The sequence below is a fragment of the Nitrospirillum amazonense genome (genome assembly GCF_007828035.1).
GTDB lineage: Bacteria > Pseudomonadota > Alphaproteobacteria > Azospirillales > Azospirillaceae > Nitrospirillum > Nitrospirillum amazonense.
Map to the genome: position 1 here is coordinate 32,995 of NZ_VITV01000006.1, position 18,244 is coordinate 51,238.

Consider the following 18,244-nt stretch of genomic DNA (forward strand, 5'->3'; position numbering starts at 1 on the left):
GTCGTGGCCCCTGGCGCCTGATGGTTGGATCCCTAGGGTTAAGGAGCAGGACCCGATAAGGGAAATAGATTTGTTCTATATTTGCGATAGTAAAGTTTAATGAATTCCGCGCCGGCCCGCCGGGGTCGGGCGGCAGCGATAATCAAAATCTATCAATCGCATAAAGTTAATCTAATTCCTTCCACCCTTCCGCCGTGGCATTCCCGGGAACAGAACACGGGAACAGGCTGGGGAGGATGAGCATGCGCGTGATGACCTGGACGGGGGCGGCGGCCGGTGCCCTGCTCACATGGGCCGTAACGACACAAGCGGCCCAGGCGGCCCCCCCAACCACAGACTGCGCCAGCCTGGCCAGGCGAAGTTTGCCCGAAGCGCGCATCCTGTCGGCCGAGCCCGTGGCTGCCGGCCCCTACAAGGCGCCTGACGGCACCGTCACCTTCCCCAACCTGCCCGCCTTCTGCCGCGTGACGGCCATGGCCGAGACGGATGTGAAGGTGGAGGTCTGGCTGCCCGAAACGGCGTGGAACGGCCGCTTCCAGGGCGTGGGCAACGGCGGCTTCGCCGGCAACTTCAGCTATTACGCCATGGGGCCGGCCCTGCGCGCCGGCTATGCCGTGGCCGGCACCGACACGGGCCATGGCCCGGCGGAAGGCAAGCCGGGTACCCGCCTGGACTGGATGCACGACCCCACCCAACTGGCCAACTGGGGCCACAACTCCATCCACCGCATGACCGTTGCAGCCAAGGCCATTGTCGCCGCCCGCTATGGCACGCCGGCGGCCAAGGCCTATTTCGAAGGCTGCTCCACCGGCGGCGCCCAGGCCATGACGGAGGCGGAGTATTTTCCCGGCGACTATGACGGCATCCACGCCGGCGCACCGGGCATGAACTACACCCGCCTGATGATGAGCTTCCTGTGGAGTTCGCGGGCGACGCTGCTGGATCCCGCCAGCACCCTGGCGCCGGAAAAGCTGACCCTGCTGCACCAGGCGGTGCTGAACGCCTGCGACGCCGCAGACGGCGTCAAGGACGGGCTGATCGAGAATCCGCAGGCCTGCCGGTTCGACCCCGCCGCGCTGCAATGTAAGCCTGATGCCACGGACACTACGGCCTGCCTGACGGCGCCGCAGGTGGCCGCCGTGCGCGCGCTCTATGCCGGCCCGCGCAACCCGCGCACGGGTGAGGCGATATATCCCGGCCTGGTGCCGGGCAGTGAATGGGGCTGGGACCTGCAGCAGGGCAAGTTGCTGGAGGCCTACGTCATCCCCCTGTTCCAGAACATGGTTTATGACAACCTGTCCTGGCGCTGGAAGGACTTCGACTTCGACCGGGACGTGACGCTGACGGACGAAAAGGTCGGCGCCACCATCACCGCCGTGTCGCCCGACCTGTCCGCCTTCAAGGCGCGGGGCGGCAAACTGATCATGAGCCAGGGCTGGGCCGACCAACTGAACGCCCAGACCTATCCCATCCAGTATTACCAGGCCGTGGCGGGCACGTCGGATCCGGCCCAGGCCCGGGCGCGGCTGGGCGGCTACTTCCGTCTGTTCATGGTGCCGGGCATGGGCCACTGCTACGGGGGGCCAGGTCCCAACCGTTTCGATGCCGTAACCGCCCTGCGCGCCTGGGTGGAACAGGGCAAGGCACCGGACCGGCTGGTGGCGGCCAAACACGAAAAGGACCTGGACCCCACCTCCGCCGTGCTGCGCACCCGGCCCCTGTGCCCCTACCCCGCCGTCGCCCACTGGACCGGCAAAGGCTCCAGCGACGAGGCGGCGAACTTCACCTGCCGGTGACGGCTCAGGCCAGCATCATGCCGCGCGCGGCGGCAATGCGGTCGGCGATATGCTCGCGCACGGCGGCGATGCGCCGGGTGTGGTGGCTGTCGGGATGGCTGAGCAGCCAATAAGTGCGGGTGAAGCGGATGTCCGGCAGCACCCGCACCAGTTCCGGAAAGCCCGCGGCCGCGTAATCGTGCAGCACGCCGATGCCGTGGCCCGACCGCACCGCCTCGATCTGGGCGACGACGCTGCCGCATTCGTAATGACGGTCGGTGTGGCGGCCGACCTCCCCGGCATAGTCCAGGGCCCGGCTGTAGGCGAAGTCCTCCACATGGGTGACGAACAGCCGCCCAGCCAGATCCGCCGCCGCGCGCAGCGGGCCATGGCGATCCAGGTGCCTCTGGCTGGCGTAAAGGCTCAAGGAATAGTCGGTCAGCTTGCGCACCATCAGCCGGCCGTGGTCCGGCTGTTCCAGGGTGATGACCAGGTCCGCCTCGCGCCGGGAAAGGGAGAAGGTGCGCGGCAGGGGCACCAACTGGATGGTCAGGCCGGGATGCCGTTCCGCCAGGGCGCCCAGTTCCCGCGCCAGAAAATAGGTGCCGATGCCGTCCGGCGCGCCCACCCGCACCGTGCCGGTCAGCCGGTCGGCACTGCCGGAGAGGATGGAACCGGCCTGCAGCAACTCGGACTCCATGCGCTCGGCCGCGGCCATCAGCGTCTCACCCGCCGGTGTCAGGGTGCAACCCTGCGGCCGCCGCTCCACCAGCAGCACGCCCAGGGATGTTTCCAGCGCCGTCAGGTGTCGGGCCACCGTGGCGTGGTTCAGGCCCAGGCGCTGGCCAGCCCCCAGGATTTGCCCAGCACGAGCGACGGCCAGGAAGACGCGAACCTGATCCCATTCCATAGGCCCGTCCAGACTATAAAATCCGCACAACGAAGCCGCGACATTGCAGGTTGATGCGCAGTTCTGCAAGCCGGATAAGCGAGGGGATAAGACCCGGCGGAGGAACGAGCGTCATGACCAAATCCATCCCCCATCACATCGCAGGCCGCCCCCAAGCTGGCCAGTCCGGCCGCACCGCGCCCGTCTATAACCCGGCCACGGGTGAGGAGACGGCCCGCGTCGACCTCGCCTCCGTCGATGAGGTGGCGGCGGCCGTGGCGGCGGCATCGGCCGCCTTTCCCGCCTGGGCCGCCACGCCGCCCTTGCGCCGCGCCCGCATCCTGAACCGCTTCCTGCGCATCCTGGAGGACCGGGCGGACGAACTGGCCGCCGTCATCGTGTCCGAACACGGCAAGGTGCATTCCGACGCGCTGGGCGAAATCCAGCGGGGCATGGAGGTGGTGGAGTTCGCCACGGCCGCCCCCACCCTGCTGAAGGGCGAGGTGACGGAAAATGTCGGCACGCGGGTGGATAGCCATTCGCTGCGCCAGCCCCTGGGCGTGGTCGCCGGCATCACCCCGTTCAACTTCCCGGCCATGGTGCCCATGTGGATGTTCCCCGTGGCGTTGGCCGCCGGCAACACCTTCATCCTGAAACCTTCGGAACGGGATCCGTCGGCCGCCCTGGTCATCGCCCGGTGGCTGGAGGAAGCGGGCCTGCCCGCCGGCGTCTTCAACGTGGTGAACGGGGACAAGGTCGCGGTCGACGCGCTGCTGACCGCCCCGCAGGTGCAGGCCGTCAGCTTCGTAGGCTCCACCCCCATCGCCCAGTACATCTATGAGACGGCCGCGCGCCACGGCAAGCGCTGCCAGGCCCTGGGCGGGGCCAAGAACCACATGGTCATCCTGCCCGACGCCGACCTGGACCAGGCGGTGGACGCCCTGATGGGCGCCGCCTACGGTTCGGCGGGCGAGCGCTGCATGGCCATTTCCGTCGCGGTGCCGGTGGGCCAGGCCACGGCCGACGCCCTTGTCGGCCGCCTGGCCGACCGGCTGCGCACGCTGAAGGTGGGGCCAGGCACCGACCCTCAGTCGGAAATGGGCCCCCTGGTCACCCGCCAGCATCTGGACAAGGTACGTGGCTATATCGAGGCGGGTGTGGCCGAAGGCGCTAAACTGGTGGTGGATGGCCGCGATATCCGTCTGCAGGGCTATGAGAATGGCTATTTCCTGGGCGGCACGCTGTTCGACCACGTGACGCCGGACATGAGCATTTACCGGGAGGAGATCTTCGGCCCTGTCTTGTCGGTGGTGCGGGCGCACAGCTACGACCAGGCGGCCCAGTTGATCAACGATCACCCCTATGGCAACGGCACCGCCATCTTCACCCGCGATGGCGACGCCGCCCGTGAGTTCGCCCACCAGATCCAGGTGGGCATGGTGGGCATCAACGTGCCCATCCCCGTGCCCATGGCCTTCCATTCCTTCGGCGGCTGGAAGCAGTCGCTGTTCGGCGACCACCACATGCATGGGCCCGAGGGCATCCGCTTCTACACCCGGCTGAAGACCATCACCACCCGGTGGCCCACGGGCATCCGCGCCGGCGCGGAGTTCGTCATGCCGACGATGAAGTAAGGGTTGGGTCTTATACCAAGTAGCGATGATCCTGACCTATGGCCAGGCCCATCGCCCTCAATCGCCGGCGCCGCCATCCGGCGGCTTGGCTTCCGCGCCTCACGGCGCGCGGCGGCAGTCGCCGCCGATACCAAGGAGCGATGAATGGAAATTATCGCTCCTTGGTATTACTGCTCGGCCAGGCTGAAGATACGCTCCGCCGGCACCCATTTCTCCCCCAGCTTGGCCCAGGGTAGGGGGCGCTGAAAGGTATCCATCAGCGCCTCCCACGCCTGGACGTCCGCATCGGCGATATCGGCTTCAGCCTTGGCCTCGGGGTCGTAGTCATCCGTCACCTCCACGATCATCGCCAGCCGGTCGCCGCAGAGATGGATTTCCATCTCCAGGATGCCGGCCCGGCGGATGGCGCGCACCACGGCCGACGGTACCTTGCCCGGCGCGTGCCACTGGCGATAACGCTCGATCAAGGCGGGATCGGACTTCAGATCCAGTATCAGGACATGGCGGTTCATCATTGTCTTTCTTGTAATATTCACACCTTAACCGGTGCGAAGGACGGCGGCCGGTCGGCCGCGTCGGCACCGAAGCGGGGGTTGGGCTTCGGCCCCATCTGGAAGGTCAGCCGTCCGCCCGCCGCCAGGCTGGCATGGCTGATCCAGCTCTTGGTATAGGCCGCGCCGTTCCAGGAGACGGACTGGATATAGGGACTGTCGGGCCCGTTGCCCGGCGCCTCCACCACCAGCCGGCGGCCCTGCCCCACGGCCAGCTCCGCCCGCCGGAACAGCGGCGAGCCGAAGACGTAGATGGGCGTCACCGGGTCGACGGCATAGAGGCCCAGCGCGCTCATCAGGTACCAGGCGCTCATCTGGCCGCAGTCCTCATTTCCCGCCAGCCCGTCCGGCTGGTCCTGGTGCATGGTGCGCAACAGCATGCGCACTCGCGCCTGGGTCTTATGAGGGGCGCCGGCGTAGGCGTAGAGATAGGCCACGTGGTGGCTGGGCTCATTGCCGTGGGCGTATTGGCCCACAAGGCCGGCGATGTCGGGCGGCGCGTCCGCCGGCATCTCCGAACTGGTGGTGAACAGCTCATCCAGCTTGCGCTCGAACGCGTCGGCCCCGCCGAACATGTCCATATAGCCGTAGAGGTCATGCTGGTTCAGGAAGGTGGCCTGCCAGGCGTTGCTCTCGGTGAAGTCCCGCCACCTCTTCATGTGGCCCATGGCGCGGGGATCGAACGGCTCGATCCACTTGCCGGCGCTGTCGCGGGCGCGCACGAAGGTCAGCGCCGGGTCGAACACATGGCGGTAGTTGCGGGAACGGTCGGCCAGGGCGCGGGCGTCGTCACGGGCGCCGGCCCCCGCCGCCAGATGGGCCAGGGCCCAGTCATCATAGGCGTACTCCAGGGTCTTGCTGACCGCCTCGTCCACCGTGTCGCTGGGGATGTAGCCCAGGCGGCGGTACTCGCCCATACCCAGGGTGGTGTCCTCGAACGCGCGCTTGCGGAACACTGGCCAGGCGGCCTTGTAGTCGATGCCCTTGAAGCCCTTGGCCTGCGCCTCCGCCAGCACGACGGCCGAATGCCAGCCGATCATGCAGCCCGTTTCCCGCCCCTGCAGCGGCCAGACGGGCGGGCCGGCCGGGCTTTCCACCGCCATGCGCACCAGCCCGTCCACCAGGTCGGGCACGCGATCGGGCTGCACCAGCGTGAACAGGGGGTGCAGGGCGCGATAGGTGTCCCACAGCGAATAGGTGGAATAGGTGTGGCGCCCCGCCGGCATCTGGTGGACGGCGTCGTCCATGCCGCGATAGCGCCCGTCAACGTCGCTGAACAGCGTGGGCGCCAGCAGGGCATGGTAGAGGGCGGTGTAGAAGATGCGGCGATCGGTGTCGCTGTCCGCGTCGATGCGGATACGGGACAGTTCCGATTGCCAGGCGTCGCGAGCGGCACCGCGCACGCGGTCGAAATCCCAGCCGGGAATGTCGCCCTGCAGGTTGCGCAACGCGCCCGCCTCGTCCACGGCGGACAGGCCGACCTTGACCAGCAGGGGCGCCTGGGCGGCGTCGGGATAATGTAGCGCGCACTTCAGGTTGGTGCCGGCCGCCTGGTCGCCCGCCACCGGCTGGTCGTCGGAATACAGCTGGGCCGTGGCGAAAGGCCGCGACAGCTTCAGGGCGAAATAGATGCGGCGCCCATCGGCCCACTGATGCACTCGCCGACCACCCGCGAGGGTGTCGTTGCCCACCAGCCGCAGGCTGGCGTCGGTCACCCGCGTGGGCACGCCGTGCTTGTCCTGCATGCCGTGGTGGAAGTCGATCAGCAGGTGCGCCCCGTCCTTTCCCTGCGGGAAGGTATAGCGGTGCAGACCGGCACGCGCCGTGGCCGTCAGTTCCGCCGCGATGCCGCTATCCTTCAGCCGCACGCGGTAATAGCCGGGCGATGCCTGTTCGTCGGCATGGTCGAAGCGGGCGCGGTAGCCGCCCTCGGGGGCCTCAAGGCTACCCGGCTGCAGCACCACCGGGCCGACCCTGGGCACCACCAGCACGTCCAGCATGTCGCCCACGCCGGTGCCGCTGAGATGGGTGTGGGAAAAGCCCATCAGGGTGCGGTCATCATGGTGATAGCCCGAGCAAGAGTCCCAGCGGCCGTTGTCGGTGTCCGGGCTCAGTTGCACCATGCCGAAGGGCACGGTGGCGCCGGGGTAGGTGTGGCCATGCCCGCCGGTGCCGATGAAGGGATCGACCCAGCGGGTCAGATCCTGGCCTTCTTCCGCCCGGGCTGCGGTTAGCGGCAGCCCGCTTCCGCCCAGCAAGGCCAGGCCGGCGGTGCCCCCCAGCAACGTCCGACGTGTCAGCATGATCTTCTCCTTCCCCATCGCGTCCTCGCCTGCTCGCGGGGCCGCTCACGGCGCCGCCGTCCCACACGGGGATCGGCGGGCTCATTGTGTGGACACCTATTCCTTGACCTGTCCGGGCAGGTCCCAAATCTGCGCGTGGACGCCAGCCAGGCTGGCGTCCGGGACCGGGTGCAGGTCGAAAACGACCACCTCGTTCACCCCGACCTTGAGAAAGCTCTCCGGCACGAACAGGGTGCGTTGCGGCCCGACCGACCAATGGCGGCCGAGGTTATGGCCGTTGACCCAGGCGTAGCCTTTGCCCCAGCCACGCATGTCGAGGAAGGTGTAACCGGCCTCCTTGATCTCGAACGTGCCGCGGTGGAAGGCGGGGCCGTCGCCCGTCATGCCAGCCCGGAACGCCAGGCCGTCCAGGTCGTCCAACGGCAGCCCCTCGTGGGTCCAGCCCTGCAAAGGTTGGCCCTCCAGCGTCACCCCGCCGATAAGGCCCTTCTGGTCCCGGCCGATGCGCTCGCCATAATTGACGTGCCCCATGGTATCGACCAGGACCTCCAGGCTGTCCCCCGCCTGGACGGACAGAGTGATTTCCCGCTCGGTCAGGCGCCGATCCAGCACGCCGACGCGGCGGCCGTTGACCGACACCACGGCATAATCGCGAACCTCGCCGATGCGCAGGGTGCCCTTGGCGGCCTTGGCGAACCGGTGGCGATAGCGCATGAGCCCATGGCTTTGGCCCAGCGATTCCAGCGTGCGGGGGACCGACGCCGCCACCGGCCTGCCGAACAGGGGCGTGACCGCCGCCGTCTCCGTCAGTCGGAAGCGGGGGATTTCCAGCGCCTTCTGCGGCGCCGGCAGGGGGGCGAACCGCTCCGCCGGCAGGTAGCGCCTCATCACCTCCAGCACCGCGCTGAATTTCGGCGTGGGGCGCCCGGCCTCATCGAACAGGGCGTCATAGTCATAGCTGGAGATGTCGGGCTGATAGGTTTCGGTCTTGCGATCGAAGTTGGCGCCGGCATCGAACCCGAACGACGTGCCGCCATGCGCCATGTAGAAGCTGACCGAGATTTGGCGGTCCAGCATCCATGTCAGGCTGTCGAGCAAGGGCGGCGCCGGCATCGCGGAATGCACCTCGCCGAAATGATCGAACCATCCGCCCCACAGTTCGGTGCAGATGCGGGGACCGGACGGCTTGAACGCGGCGTAGCGCTTGAACTCCTCCTCCGCCTTGTCCGTGGTACCGAAGTTGACACCGTTGATCAGCGACGGCAGGGCGCCCTTCTCAATGACCGACGCGCCGTCCACCGTGTACAGCGCGCCATCGAAGCCCGCCGACCGGATCTGGTCGCGCACGGCCTCCATATAGGCGCGGTCCTGACCGAAGGAGCCGTATTCATTCTCCACCTGGGTCATCAGGACCGGCCCGCCCTTGTCGATCTCCAGATGGGCGACTTCCTGCCCCAGCCGCTTCAGCCAGCGGCCGGACAGGTTCATATAGGTGGGGTCCAGCGACCGGGCCTTGACGCTTTCGTCGGGGAAAACCCAGGCGGGCAGCGCGCCGCCGTCCCATTCCGCGCAGGCATAGGGCCCGACGCGCAGCAGGACGTGCAGGCCCTCCTCCTGCGCCAGGGCCAGCCAGGCGGACAGGTCCAGGTTGCCGGTGAAGTCATACCGCCCCGGCGCCTTTTCATGGGCGTTCCAGAAGACGTAGGCGCTAAGCGTGTTCAGGCCCAGGCTCTTCAGCTTGCGCAGGCGGTCGCGCCAGTCCGCGCGGGCGATGCGGGGGTAGTGCAGTTCCCCGGCCAGGATCTGCAGGGGCTGGCCGTCCAGCAGGAAGTGGTCGCCGCTGGTGGTGAACCGGCTGGTGCCGGCCCGTGCGCCCGTGAAGGGCGCCATGGCGGCAGCGGTGACACCGGCGGCGCCGGCCAGGAAGGTTCTGCGGGGGATCATGGCTATCCGGTTCAAGAGGTCCTGGGGAGGCGCCGGTCAGGCGTCGGCATGCGTGTCCTGTCCACTCAGCGCAGGGGCGCGCGCAGCAGCGCCGGCTTGCGGGCCAGCAGGTCGATCATCAGTTCGCCGAACAGGGTGTTGGCCCAGGCGAACCAGGATCGGGTGAAATGGGTGGGATCATCCTGGTCGAACGCTTCATGCATGAAGCCGGTGCCGGCGTGCGTGGTCTTCAGCCAGCCCAGGCACTGGCGGATCTCCGCGTCGTCGTCGCTGGTCAGGGCGCGGACGATGATGGCCATGGGCCAGATCATGCGCAGGCCCTCATGCGGACCGCCGACGCCTTCGGCGGCGGCGCCCTGGAAGAAATAGGGGTTGTCGCCGCTCCATACCCGCGCCCGGGTGCGGCGGTACAGGGGATCATCGGCAGCGCAGCAGCCCAGGTAGGGCAGGCCCAGCAGGCTGGGCACGTTGGCGTCGTCCATGAACAGGCGGTTGCCGAAGCCGTCGACCTCATAGGCCCAGATGTCCTGGCCGGCTGCGTCGGACAGACGGCCATGGGCATGCACCGCGGCCTCCACCTCCACCGCCAGGGCCAGCGCGTCCTGGGCCAGCGCTTCCTCCCCACCCACGGCGCGCCAGAGGGGCACCAGCAGGCGGAGGGCTGTGACCGCGAACAGGTTGCCGGGGATGTTAAAGGCATACAGGCAGGCGTCATCCGAGGGGCGGAACATGGCGTGGATCATGCCCACCTTGCGCGTGGGGAAGCCGTAGCCGTCCAACGCCAAGGTTTCCGTCGGCGTCTCCGCCTTGCGCTGAAAGCGATAGGGGCCGGGGCCGTCCTTGCGTTGCTGCTGGCGGAAGGTGGCCACCACCAGGCGCATGGCCGCCCGCCATTCCTCATCGAAGGGCGCCACATCCCCCGTGGCCCGCCAATAGCCATGGGCCAGGCGGATGGGATAGCACAGGCTGTCGATCTCCCACTTCCGCTCCGCGACGCCGGGCTTCATCTCCGTCAGGTCGCCCACGGCCCATTTGTTGGGGGTGGTGCCCTTGGGGTCCGGCAGGAAGGCGTTGGCGTAGGGGTCGATCAGGATGCAGCGCGCCTGGCGATGGATCAGGCCCTGGAACACTTGGCGCAAAACGGCGTCGTTCCTGGCCAGCGGCAGGTAAGGCCACACCTGGGCGGAGCTGTCGCGCAGCCACAGGCATTCGATGTCGCCGGTGATGACGAAGCTGTCGGCCTTGCCATCCAGCCGCCCCAGTTCCACCGTCGTGTCCAGGGTGTTGGGGAAGCAGTTCTCGAACAGCCAGGCCAGCTCCGGATCCGCGATGGCGGCCTTCACCCGCGCCAACTCCCGCTCCACCGCCGGGCTGGACACCTTGCGTTGGGCCGGCGGCGGGCGCCGGCTGGCAAGGGGGGCGGCATGGGTGCGCTTTGCCGGCAGGGCTCCTGCCAAAACGCCACCCGCCAGACCCCACAGCGTGTCACGACGGCTGATCATCCCGCGTCCCTCATTTCGGCCCCGTTCATTTTGGCAGGGCCTGGCGACCCTGGATGTCGACCGTCTTCTCGATGCCCGGGGTGAAGTCCGGCTGGCCGCCACCCACGAAAACCTGATAGCGCCCCGCCTCCACCGTGCGGTTACCGGCGGCGTCCACGCCACCGATGTCCCGGGGCTGCACCTGGAAGGTCACGCGCTTGCTCTCCCCCGGTTCCAGGTGCACGCGCTGGAACCCAGCCAGCAGGCGGCGCGGCGCCAGGGGGCCGGACGGCGGCGTGACATACAGCTGCGCCACCTCCTCACCCGGATGGTCGCCTACGTTCCTGACCGTGACGCTGGCCGTCAGCGGCTGGCCGGCCGGCAGATCGGTCGCGGACAGCGTCAGATCGTCATAGGCGTAGCGGGTGTAGCTGAGGCCGAAGCCGAAGGGGTACAGCGGCGTGCCCTCGAAATAGCGGTAGGTGCGCCCGGCCATGGCATAGTCAACGAACGGCGGCAGGTCGCGGACGGAGCGGTAGAAGGTCACCGGCAGGCGGCCCGAGGGGTTGTTGCTGCCCGTCAGCGTCTCGGCGAGCGCCCGGCCGCCGCGCTCCCCCGGGTACCAGGCGGCCAGCACGGCGTCGGCATGATCCTGCGCCCAGGTCAGGGCCACGGCGCTGCCGGACATCAGCACCACGACCAAAGGCTTGCCGGTCGTGGCCAGGGCCTCCAGCAATTGGCGTTGCGGCAGAGGCAGACCGATATCGGTGCGGTCGCCGCCATCGAAGCCCGGTACGGCGATGCCCAGTTCCTCCCCCTCCACGTCCGGCGACAGGCCGACGAAGGCGATGATGGCGTCTGCGCCTTTGGTGGCGGCCAAAGCCTCCGCCCGCTGGACCTCCGCCGGGGCCAGCCACATCAGGCGCACACCCTGGTCCTGGCCGCTGTGCACCAGCTCCAGGCGCAGGCGGTGGGGGCTGGTGCCCTCGACATGCAAGGACACCATGAGGTCACTGTCCTTGCCGGTGCCGGGGTCGTTCAGCACCAGCCGACCGTCCAGGTACAGGCGCACGGGGTCATGCCCTTGACAGTCGAAGCAGCGGTCCATCCGCACCGCCAGGGTGTAGTCGCCTGGCCCCGGCGGCACCAGCAGGCCGGTCCAGCGCGCGGCGTAGCGGCGCGCGTCCATGCCGGGAACCGGCGGCACCTTGTCCCAGTCGAAATCGACGGTGCGGTCGGTGCGGGTCAGGCGCGGTTCGCCGCTGAAATCCAGGCTGTCGAAATAGTCGCCGGTCAGGCCGGCCTCCGCCCCGCTGCCCGCCCCCGTCTTCAGCGCCGTCTCCGGCACCAGCACGGGCACGCCCTCCGCCAGGGTCGACCCTTGGGCGTAGCGGACGGTGCCCACGCCCGGGGCCATGCGCAGCGCCGCCAGGGGCGTGTAGGCTTGGACGGCGGTGCCGTGATAATTGGCCTCCAGCACGCCCAGCGCGTCGGCGTTAGGGCCAACCACTGCCAAGTTGGAGCCGGGGGCCAGCGGCAGCGCGTTGTTGCGGTTCTTCAGCAGCACGATGGATTTGCGCGCCGCCTCCAGCGCCAGGGCGCGGGCGTTCACGTCGTCGATGCGCTCCGCCCCGATGTCGGCGTAAGGGTCGGCGGCGGTGAAGGCGCCCAGCCGGGCGCGGGCGGCCATGACGCGCCGCGCCGCCTGGTCCACCGCACCCTCCGTCACCAGATGCTGGCTGACGGCGGCATTCAGGTCTGCATAGGCGTAGCGGCCGCCGCCGCCGCAGTTCAGATCAGTGCCAGCCAGCAGCGCAGCGGCGGCCGAGCCGGCATTGTCGGCGCGGTAGTGGTGGAAGCGTGTCATGTCGTCCACGGCGTCGCAGTCGGACACGACATAGCCCTTGAACCCCCAATCCCGCCGCAGCCGGCCGTTCAGCAGTTCCGGATCGGCGCAGACGGGGGTGCCGTGCAGGGCGTTGTAGGCGCACATGACGGACCCCACCTGCCCTTCCGTGACGGCCGCGCGGAAGGCCGGCAGGTAGGTCGCCTCCAGATCATGGGGCGAGACGTCGACATCGAAGGCGTGGCGCCCGGCCTCCGGCCCGCTGTGCACGACGAAATGCTTGGCGGTGGCGATGGCCTTGGGATGGGCTGGATCCGGCCCCTGGATGCCCTGGATGAAGGCCACGGCCAGCCGGCCGGTCAGGTAGGGATCCTCGCCATAGGTTTCCTGCCCCCGGCCCCAGCGCGGGTCGCGGAAGATGTTGATATTGGGCGACCAGATGGTTAGGCCCTGGTAGCGGTCATGATCGGCTTTGGGGCCGGCGGCGTTGAACTTCGCCCGCGCCTCGGTAGACACGGTATCGCCCACCCGGCGCAGCAGGTCGGTGTCCCAGGTCGCGGCCAGGCCGATGGCCTGGGGGAAAACGGTGGCGTAGCCGGCACGGGCGACGCCGTGCAACCCTTCGTTCCACCATTCGTAGGCCGGCAGATCCAGGCGCGGGATGGCGGGGGCTGCGCTTTGAATCTGGCCGATCTTTTCGGCCAGGGTCATGCGGTTGACCAGAACCTCGCTATCCGTCTGCGACCAAGCCCCGGTGGGCAGGACCAGGGACAGCAGCGCCGCCCCCAGCGCGAGAACCCGCCTCACGACCGCGCCCCCTTGGTGGCGCCGGCCAGGGAGCGCACGGACAGGGCCTGGCGCAGGGCGGCGATGTCGGCGGCACTGCGCACGGCCAGCGTCACCGTCTGGCCCGGCAGCAGGTCGAAGGCGTTGTCCGACAGGCTGGCGTCCCTGTCACCGAATTCCACCCAGACGCCACGCGCCAAGCGCTGCGCCTTGATCGTCAGGGTATAGCCGTCGGCGGCGGGCTGCAGGTCGGCGGTCAGCCCCGGATCCGTCAGGGCCAGGTCGATGGCGTCGGCGAAATAGACGATCTCGCGCGATACCGGCTGGCCGCCCTGCAGCAGTTCCACCACCGCGACGGTGCGGGCCGGATCGGCCCCCTTCAACAGGGCGGCATCCTCGAAGGTACCGACATCCGTGCTGGACAGCGGCGCCAGGGTGACCGGCGTGGTCCGCTCCTGCCGCACAGTGCCGTCCAGATCCATGACCCGCAGGCGCCATTGCACCGCCAGCGGCGCGGTCAGGTCCGACACCAAGTGGATGTCGGTCTTGCCGTTATGGCGTTGGGCCGCGGCCAGCAGCGGGGCGTAGAAGCGTCGGGCGTGGAACTGCAGCGCCTTCCACCGGCCGAAATAGTCGATGCTGGACCAGGAGGCACCCGGCCACACGTCATTCAGCTGCCAGTACAGCGAGCCCATGCTATGCGGCCGCGAGGCGCGCAGATGCTCCGCCGCCATCTGTATGCCTTCCGCCTGCATCACCTGGCTAAGGTAGACAAAGGCGGCGAAGTCTTTGGGCTCGCCATAATATTTGCGGATGTAAAACAGCAGGCGGTCATTGCCGCTGCCATTGGCGAACTTCTGGTGCGCCCGCATGACCGGCGAATTCGGGCTGGCCAGATCCTCTGCATTGGCGAAGGCGCGCACCGTGCGCATCACGGGGAAGGATTGCAGGCCGTACTCGGACTGGAAGCGCGGCGTGGTGTCCAGGTAATCCTCCAGCGGGGCGGAGCCGGACCACACCTTCCAGTAGTGCTTGTCGCCGTCGTCCATCTGGTCGGCGGGGCCGTCGAAATCGGTGCTGGGGGTGCTGGCCCAATAGGGCACGCCGCCGGCATACTTGGCGACCACGCCGCGCAGCACGTCACCAAACAGCACGGTCATGCCGGTGACGATGCGCTCCCGCTCCACCGGGGCGATGCTGTCCTTGAACGTCTGGCGGTCGGGCCAGGATTCCCAGCCGGTCTGCACCTCGTTGTTGCCGCACCAGAGGACGATGCTGGGGTGGTCGCGCAGGCGCTTCACCTGGTCCACCGCCTCGGCCCGGCTGCTCTCGCGGAAGGCCACGTCATAGGGGGTGATGGCGCCGCCGAACATGAAATCCTGCCACACCATGATGCCCATCTCGTCCGCCAGGTCGTAGAAGGCGTCGTCCTGGTAGTGGCCGCCGCCCCACATGCGCAGCATGTTCATGTTGGCGTCGCGGGCCGATTGCAGCAGGGCGCGAGCGGTTTCCGCCGGCGCCCGGCTGGGGAAGCTGTCCATGGGGATCAGATTGGCGCCCTTGGCGAAGACGGGGATGCCGTTCACCACGAACTCGAAGCTCTTGCCCCACTGGTCCGGCGCGCGGCGCAGTTCCACCTGGCGCAGGCCGGTGCGCCGCGCGGAGGTCGCCACCACCTCCGCGCCATCGCTGATGGTCGCCTTGAAGGTGTAGAGGTCGGGCGCGCCATAGCCCACCGGATACCACAGGCGGGGATGGTCGATACGCACCGGCAGGCTGACTTGGTTGGTGCCGGCGTCCAGCGCCACGTCCTGGGTAACGGCGGGCAGCGCCGTGCCATCCGGCGCGGTGGGGATGACGGTCACGCGCACCGTGCCCGGCCGGTCGGCGGCGATCTCGAACTCCGCCCGCACCGCCGCCGTCTCGGTTCCCACCTTCTGCTGATCGACGTGGAAATCGGCCAGGCGAGGGCCATCCCAAGCCTCAAGCCGCACCGGCCGCCAGATGCCCAGGGTGACGTAGCGGGGACCCCAATCCCAGCCATACTGGTAGTTGGCCTTGCGCACGTAGTTGGAGGTCTGCTTGCCCACCGGCTCATCGCCGAAGGCACTGTCGAACTCGCCCGGCAAGGCATAGGGCTGCTTCAGCAACCAGGGTTGCAGCTTGGCAATGGGGGAGTGCAGCGCCACCGACAGGGTGTTGGCGCCGGGGCGCAGCGCCTGCTTCACCGGCACGCGCCAGCGGCGGAACATGTTGTCGGCCGATAGCAACGGTTTGCCGTTCACGCTGACATCGGCGAAGGTGTCCAGCCCCTCGAACACCAGGTCGACATGGTCATGGCGCAGCGTCGCCTCATCCACGGCCAGGGTGGTGCGGTAGTCCCAGTCGGCCAGGCCAATCCATTGCAGGCCCGCCTCGGCGTCACGGTAGAACGGATCGCCGATGCGGCCCAGGGCCAGAAGGTCGGTCTGCACCGCGCCAGGCACGGTGGCCGCCCGCCATTGCGTCTCTCCTCCATGCGTCTTGGCGGCCGGATCCTGCGGCGCCAGGCGGAAGGTCCAGCCTTGGTCCAGGTCCCGCGTCACCGGCGCCGCTTCGGCCAGGCCGGGCGCCATCAGCGCCAAGACGAACGCCAGGGACAGGGAGCGGTTCAGGGCGCGCGGCATGGGAAATTTCCTCTGGTGCGGCATCAGCTTAGTCATGGTTCGGCCTGCAGGCTGACACTTCCGATGGCATATAGCGGACCATGGATAGACGCGGTGTACGTCAGGCATAGGTCATGCTCCCCCGTCGTCACCGGCAGCGGGGTGGTCAGGGGGAACTGTGCCGGCGCCTTGGCCGGCGATGGCAGGGGCACGGTGGCGGCCACCGGCCCGTCGCACCCGTCCATCCTCACCACCAGCTCGCCGTTCGGCGTGGCCGCGGGATGGCTGCGCACCTTGACGGCGTCATGGGCCAAACCGTAGTTGCGCGGCAGGCGGGCCGCCTGCACCGTCAGCGCGGTGACGCCGTTCAGCCGGGCCTTGGGATAGACCCAGCAGGCATCGAACAGGTTGACGTTGAACACAGGGGCGCGGGTGGTCGCGTCCGGCGTCAGGGGAATGCGCAGGCCCATTTCGCCTTCGGGACAGGCCGACAGCTCCCCACTCTGCCGCGTGCGCAACGCATCGGCGGTCAGATCATATCGGCGGGGGGCCGCCAGCATCTGGCCGGCGTCGCTGAACACGGCCGCGTTCAGGATGGCAGGCAGGGTGAGGTGCAGCGGCGCCTCGTAGCGGGCGGACGCGGGCGTCGGCGCGCTGCCGTCGGTGGTGTAGCGGATGGTGCCGAAGCTGGCCTGGTTGGACAGGGCCACGGTGGCGGCACCGGCGGCCAACGCGGCGTTGGGCCCGCCCTCCACCGTGAAATCGACGGCGAAGGCGCTGTCGGCTGCGTCCACGCCCAGGTGACGGTAACGGGCCAGCTGCGCCGGCAAACGCCCCAGGAAATCCCGCCAATCGCGCCGATCCTTAGGCGACCACAGCCCTTCCGCCAGGGCGTCGATGCGGGGGTAGATGGCATGGGTCACATGCCACGGCGTCATCATGTATTCCGTCCAGAGGTTGCCCTGACCGCCCAGCACATGGCGCGCCTGCTCCGCATCCAGTTCCGCCGGCAGGGCGTCGTAGGCATAGATGTCCGCCAGGGTGACGATGGCCAGGCGGCCGGACGGCTCATCATTCCGCCGGCTTTGCAGGCTGTCCAGGTACAGGGTGGGCGCCGGGGACAGGATCACGTCGTGGTTCATGCGGGCGGCATCCACGGCACCCTTGGTGCCGCGCCAGGACATGATCGTGGCCGTGGGCGGGATGCCGCCTTCCAGAATCTCGTCCCAGCCGATCATGCGCCGGCCATGGGCCGCCAAATACTGGCCCACGCGCTCGATGAACCAGGTCTGCAGCGCGTTTTCATCCTTCAGGCCCAGGGCCCGCATGCGTGCCTGCACCTTGGGTGAGCCCTTCCACTCATCCTTCAGCGCCTCGTCCCCCCCGACGTGGATGTAGGTGGACGGGAACAGCGCCATCACCTCATCCAGCACGGTCTGGATGAAGGTGAAGCTGGCCTCATCCACATTGAACAGGTAGGGGTTCACGCCCCAATCCACCGCCACGGCGGGCCGGGCACCGGTGACGCCGATCTTGGGATAGGAGGCCATGACCGCCTGGCCGTGGCCGGGCATGTCGATCTCCGGCACGATGGTGACATGCCGGGCGGCGGCATAGGCCACCAGGTCACGGATCTGATCCTGGGTGTAGAAGCCGCCATAAGGCCCCGATACGACGCCGGGCCCCGATACGACGCTGGGCGGGGTGCGCCAGGCGCCGATCTTGGTCAGCTCCGGATAATGCTTGATCTCCAGCCGCCAGCCCTGGTCGTCGGTGAGATGGAGATGCAGGCGGTTCAGCTTGTGCGCCGCCATCTGGTCAATCAGGGCCTTGACGCTGTCCAGCGGCTGGAAGTGCCTGGCCACGTCAAGCATCATGCCGCGCCAGGAAAAGCGCGGCCAGTCACGGATTTCCTGCGCCGGTATGGTCACCGGCCCTTGGTCCGCCCCGGGTGCGCCCTCCGGCGTCAGCAGTTGGGCCAGGGACATGGCCCCGTAATAGAGACCGGCCTCGTCCCGGGCGGTGACATGGGCGCCGCTGGGCGTCACCTCCAGGGTGTAACCTTCCGCCTGGGCGACCGGCGCATCGGCCTGAAGGGCCAGGGTGATCGCGGCCCCCTGCCGGGCCTTGCGCACCATCAGGTCCAGCCCACGGACACGGCGGACCTGATCGGCCAATTGGGCGGCGGCGAACCGGGCCTGGGCGTCGCCGGCGGGCACGGCAATGACCGCCCCCGCCGGCAGGGTGAAGGTGCCCTGCCCGGAATTGACTTGGGCCGCGAGGGGAATCAAGGGCGGCGGTGCCGTCTCCGCGGCGGATGCCATCAAGGGTGCGCCCCCTTGGTTGCCCACAGCGACACCCAAGGCCATGGCCAGGATCGCCGTCGCGGT

At 68.5% G+C, this 18,244-nt stretch carries 10 protein-coding genes; 2 read left to right on the forward strand and 8 right to left on the reverse strand.

The window, feature by feature from the left end; genetic code table 11:
- Window positions 1–242: 242 nt before the first annotated feature.
- Window positions 243–1,796, forward strand: coding sequence for a tannase/feruloyl esterase family alpha/beta hydrolase (locus FBZ87_RS17745; protein WP_186454826.1), 1,554 nt, complete (start codon window positions 243–245; stop codon window positions 1,794–1,796).
- Window positions 1,797–1,800: 4 nt separating this feature from the next.
- Here FBZ87_RS17745 and FBZ87_RS17750 read toward each other — a convergent pair whose 3' ends face one another.
- On the reverse strand, window positions 1,801–2,685 hold the full coding sequence (locus FBZ87_RS17750; protein WP_145611822.1) for a LysR family transcriptional regulator: 885 nt from the start codon (window positions 2,683–2,685) through the stop codon (window positions 1,801–1,803).
- Window positions 2,686–2,798: 113 nt separating this feature from the next.
- Here FBZ87_RS17750 and FBZ87_RS17755 point away from each other — a divergent pair, with 113 nt between their 5' ends.
- Window positions 2,799–4,298 carry a CoA-acylating methylmalonate-semialdehyde dehydrogenase gene (locus FBZ87_RS17755; RefSeq protein WP_145611824.1) on the forward strand — a complete coding sequence of 500 codons (1,500 nt, stop codon included), beginning with the start codon at window positions 2,799–2,801 and terminating at the stop codon, window positions 4,296–4,298.
- 167 nt (window positions 4,299–4,465) lie between these two features.
- On the opposite strand, the gene FBZ87_RS17760 is transcribed toward FBZ87_RS17755, so the two are convergent.
- The 7 genes from FBZ87_RS17760 to FBZ87_RS17790 form a co-directional block, all read right to left on the reverse strand.
- On the reverse strand, window positions 4,466–4,813 hold the full coding sequence (locus FBZ87_RS17760) for an L-rhamnose mutarotase (RefSeq protein WP_211106979.1): 348 nt from the start codon (window positions 4,811–4,813) through the stop codon (window positions 4,466–4,468).
- A gap of 17 nt (window positions 4,814–4,830) precedes the next feature.
- Entirely contained in the window at window positions 4,831–7,152 is a 2,322-nt protein-coding gene (locus tag FBZ87_RS17765; protein WP_145611826.1) for a GH92 family glycosyl hydrolase, read from the reverse strand.
- Between the two features lie 96 nt (window positions 7,153–7,248).
- Entirely contained in the window at window positions 7,249–9,096 is a 1,848-nt protein-coding gene (locus FBZ87_RS17770) for a glycoside hydrolase family 35 protein (protein ID WP_246134463.1), read from the reverse strand.
- Window positions 9,097–9,161: 65 nt separating this feature from the next.
- Window positions 9,162–10,598 (reverse strand): glycoside hydrolase family 125 protein, encoded by a 1,437-nt coding sequence (locus tag FBZ87_RS17775; protein ID WP_186454827.1) that lies wholly within the window; start codon window positions 10,596–10,598, stop codon window positions 9,162–9,164.
- A gap of 25 nt (window positions 10,599–10,623) precedes the next feature.
- The gene (locus tag FBZ87_RS17780) at window positions 10,624–13,230 is read right to left on the reverse strand and encodes a glycoside hydrolase family 3 protein (protein WP_211106980.1); all 2,607 of its coding nucleotides are present in this window, start codon (window positions 13,228–13,230) and stop codon (window positions 10,624–10,626) included.
- Window positions 13,227–15,875 carry a beta-mannosidase gene (locus FBZ87_RS17785; protein ID WP_246134464.1) on the reverse strand — a complete coding sequence of 883 codons (2,649 nt, stop codon included), beginning with the start codon at window positions 15,873–15,875 and terminating at the stop codon, window positions 13,227–13,229. Before FBZ87_RS17785 ends, FBZ87_RS17780 begins: the two co-directional genes overlap by 4 nt.
- A gap of 32 nt (window positions 15,876–15,907) precedes the next feature.
- Window positions 15,908–18,178 (reverse strand): family 20 glycosylhydrolase, encoded by a 2,271-nt coding sequence (locus FBZ87_RS17790; RefSeq protein ID WP_246134465.1) that lies wholly within the window; start codon window positions 18,176–18,178, stop codon window positions 15,908–15,910.
- Window positions 18,179–18,244 lie beyond the last annotated feature (66 nt).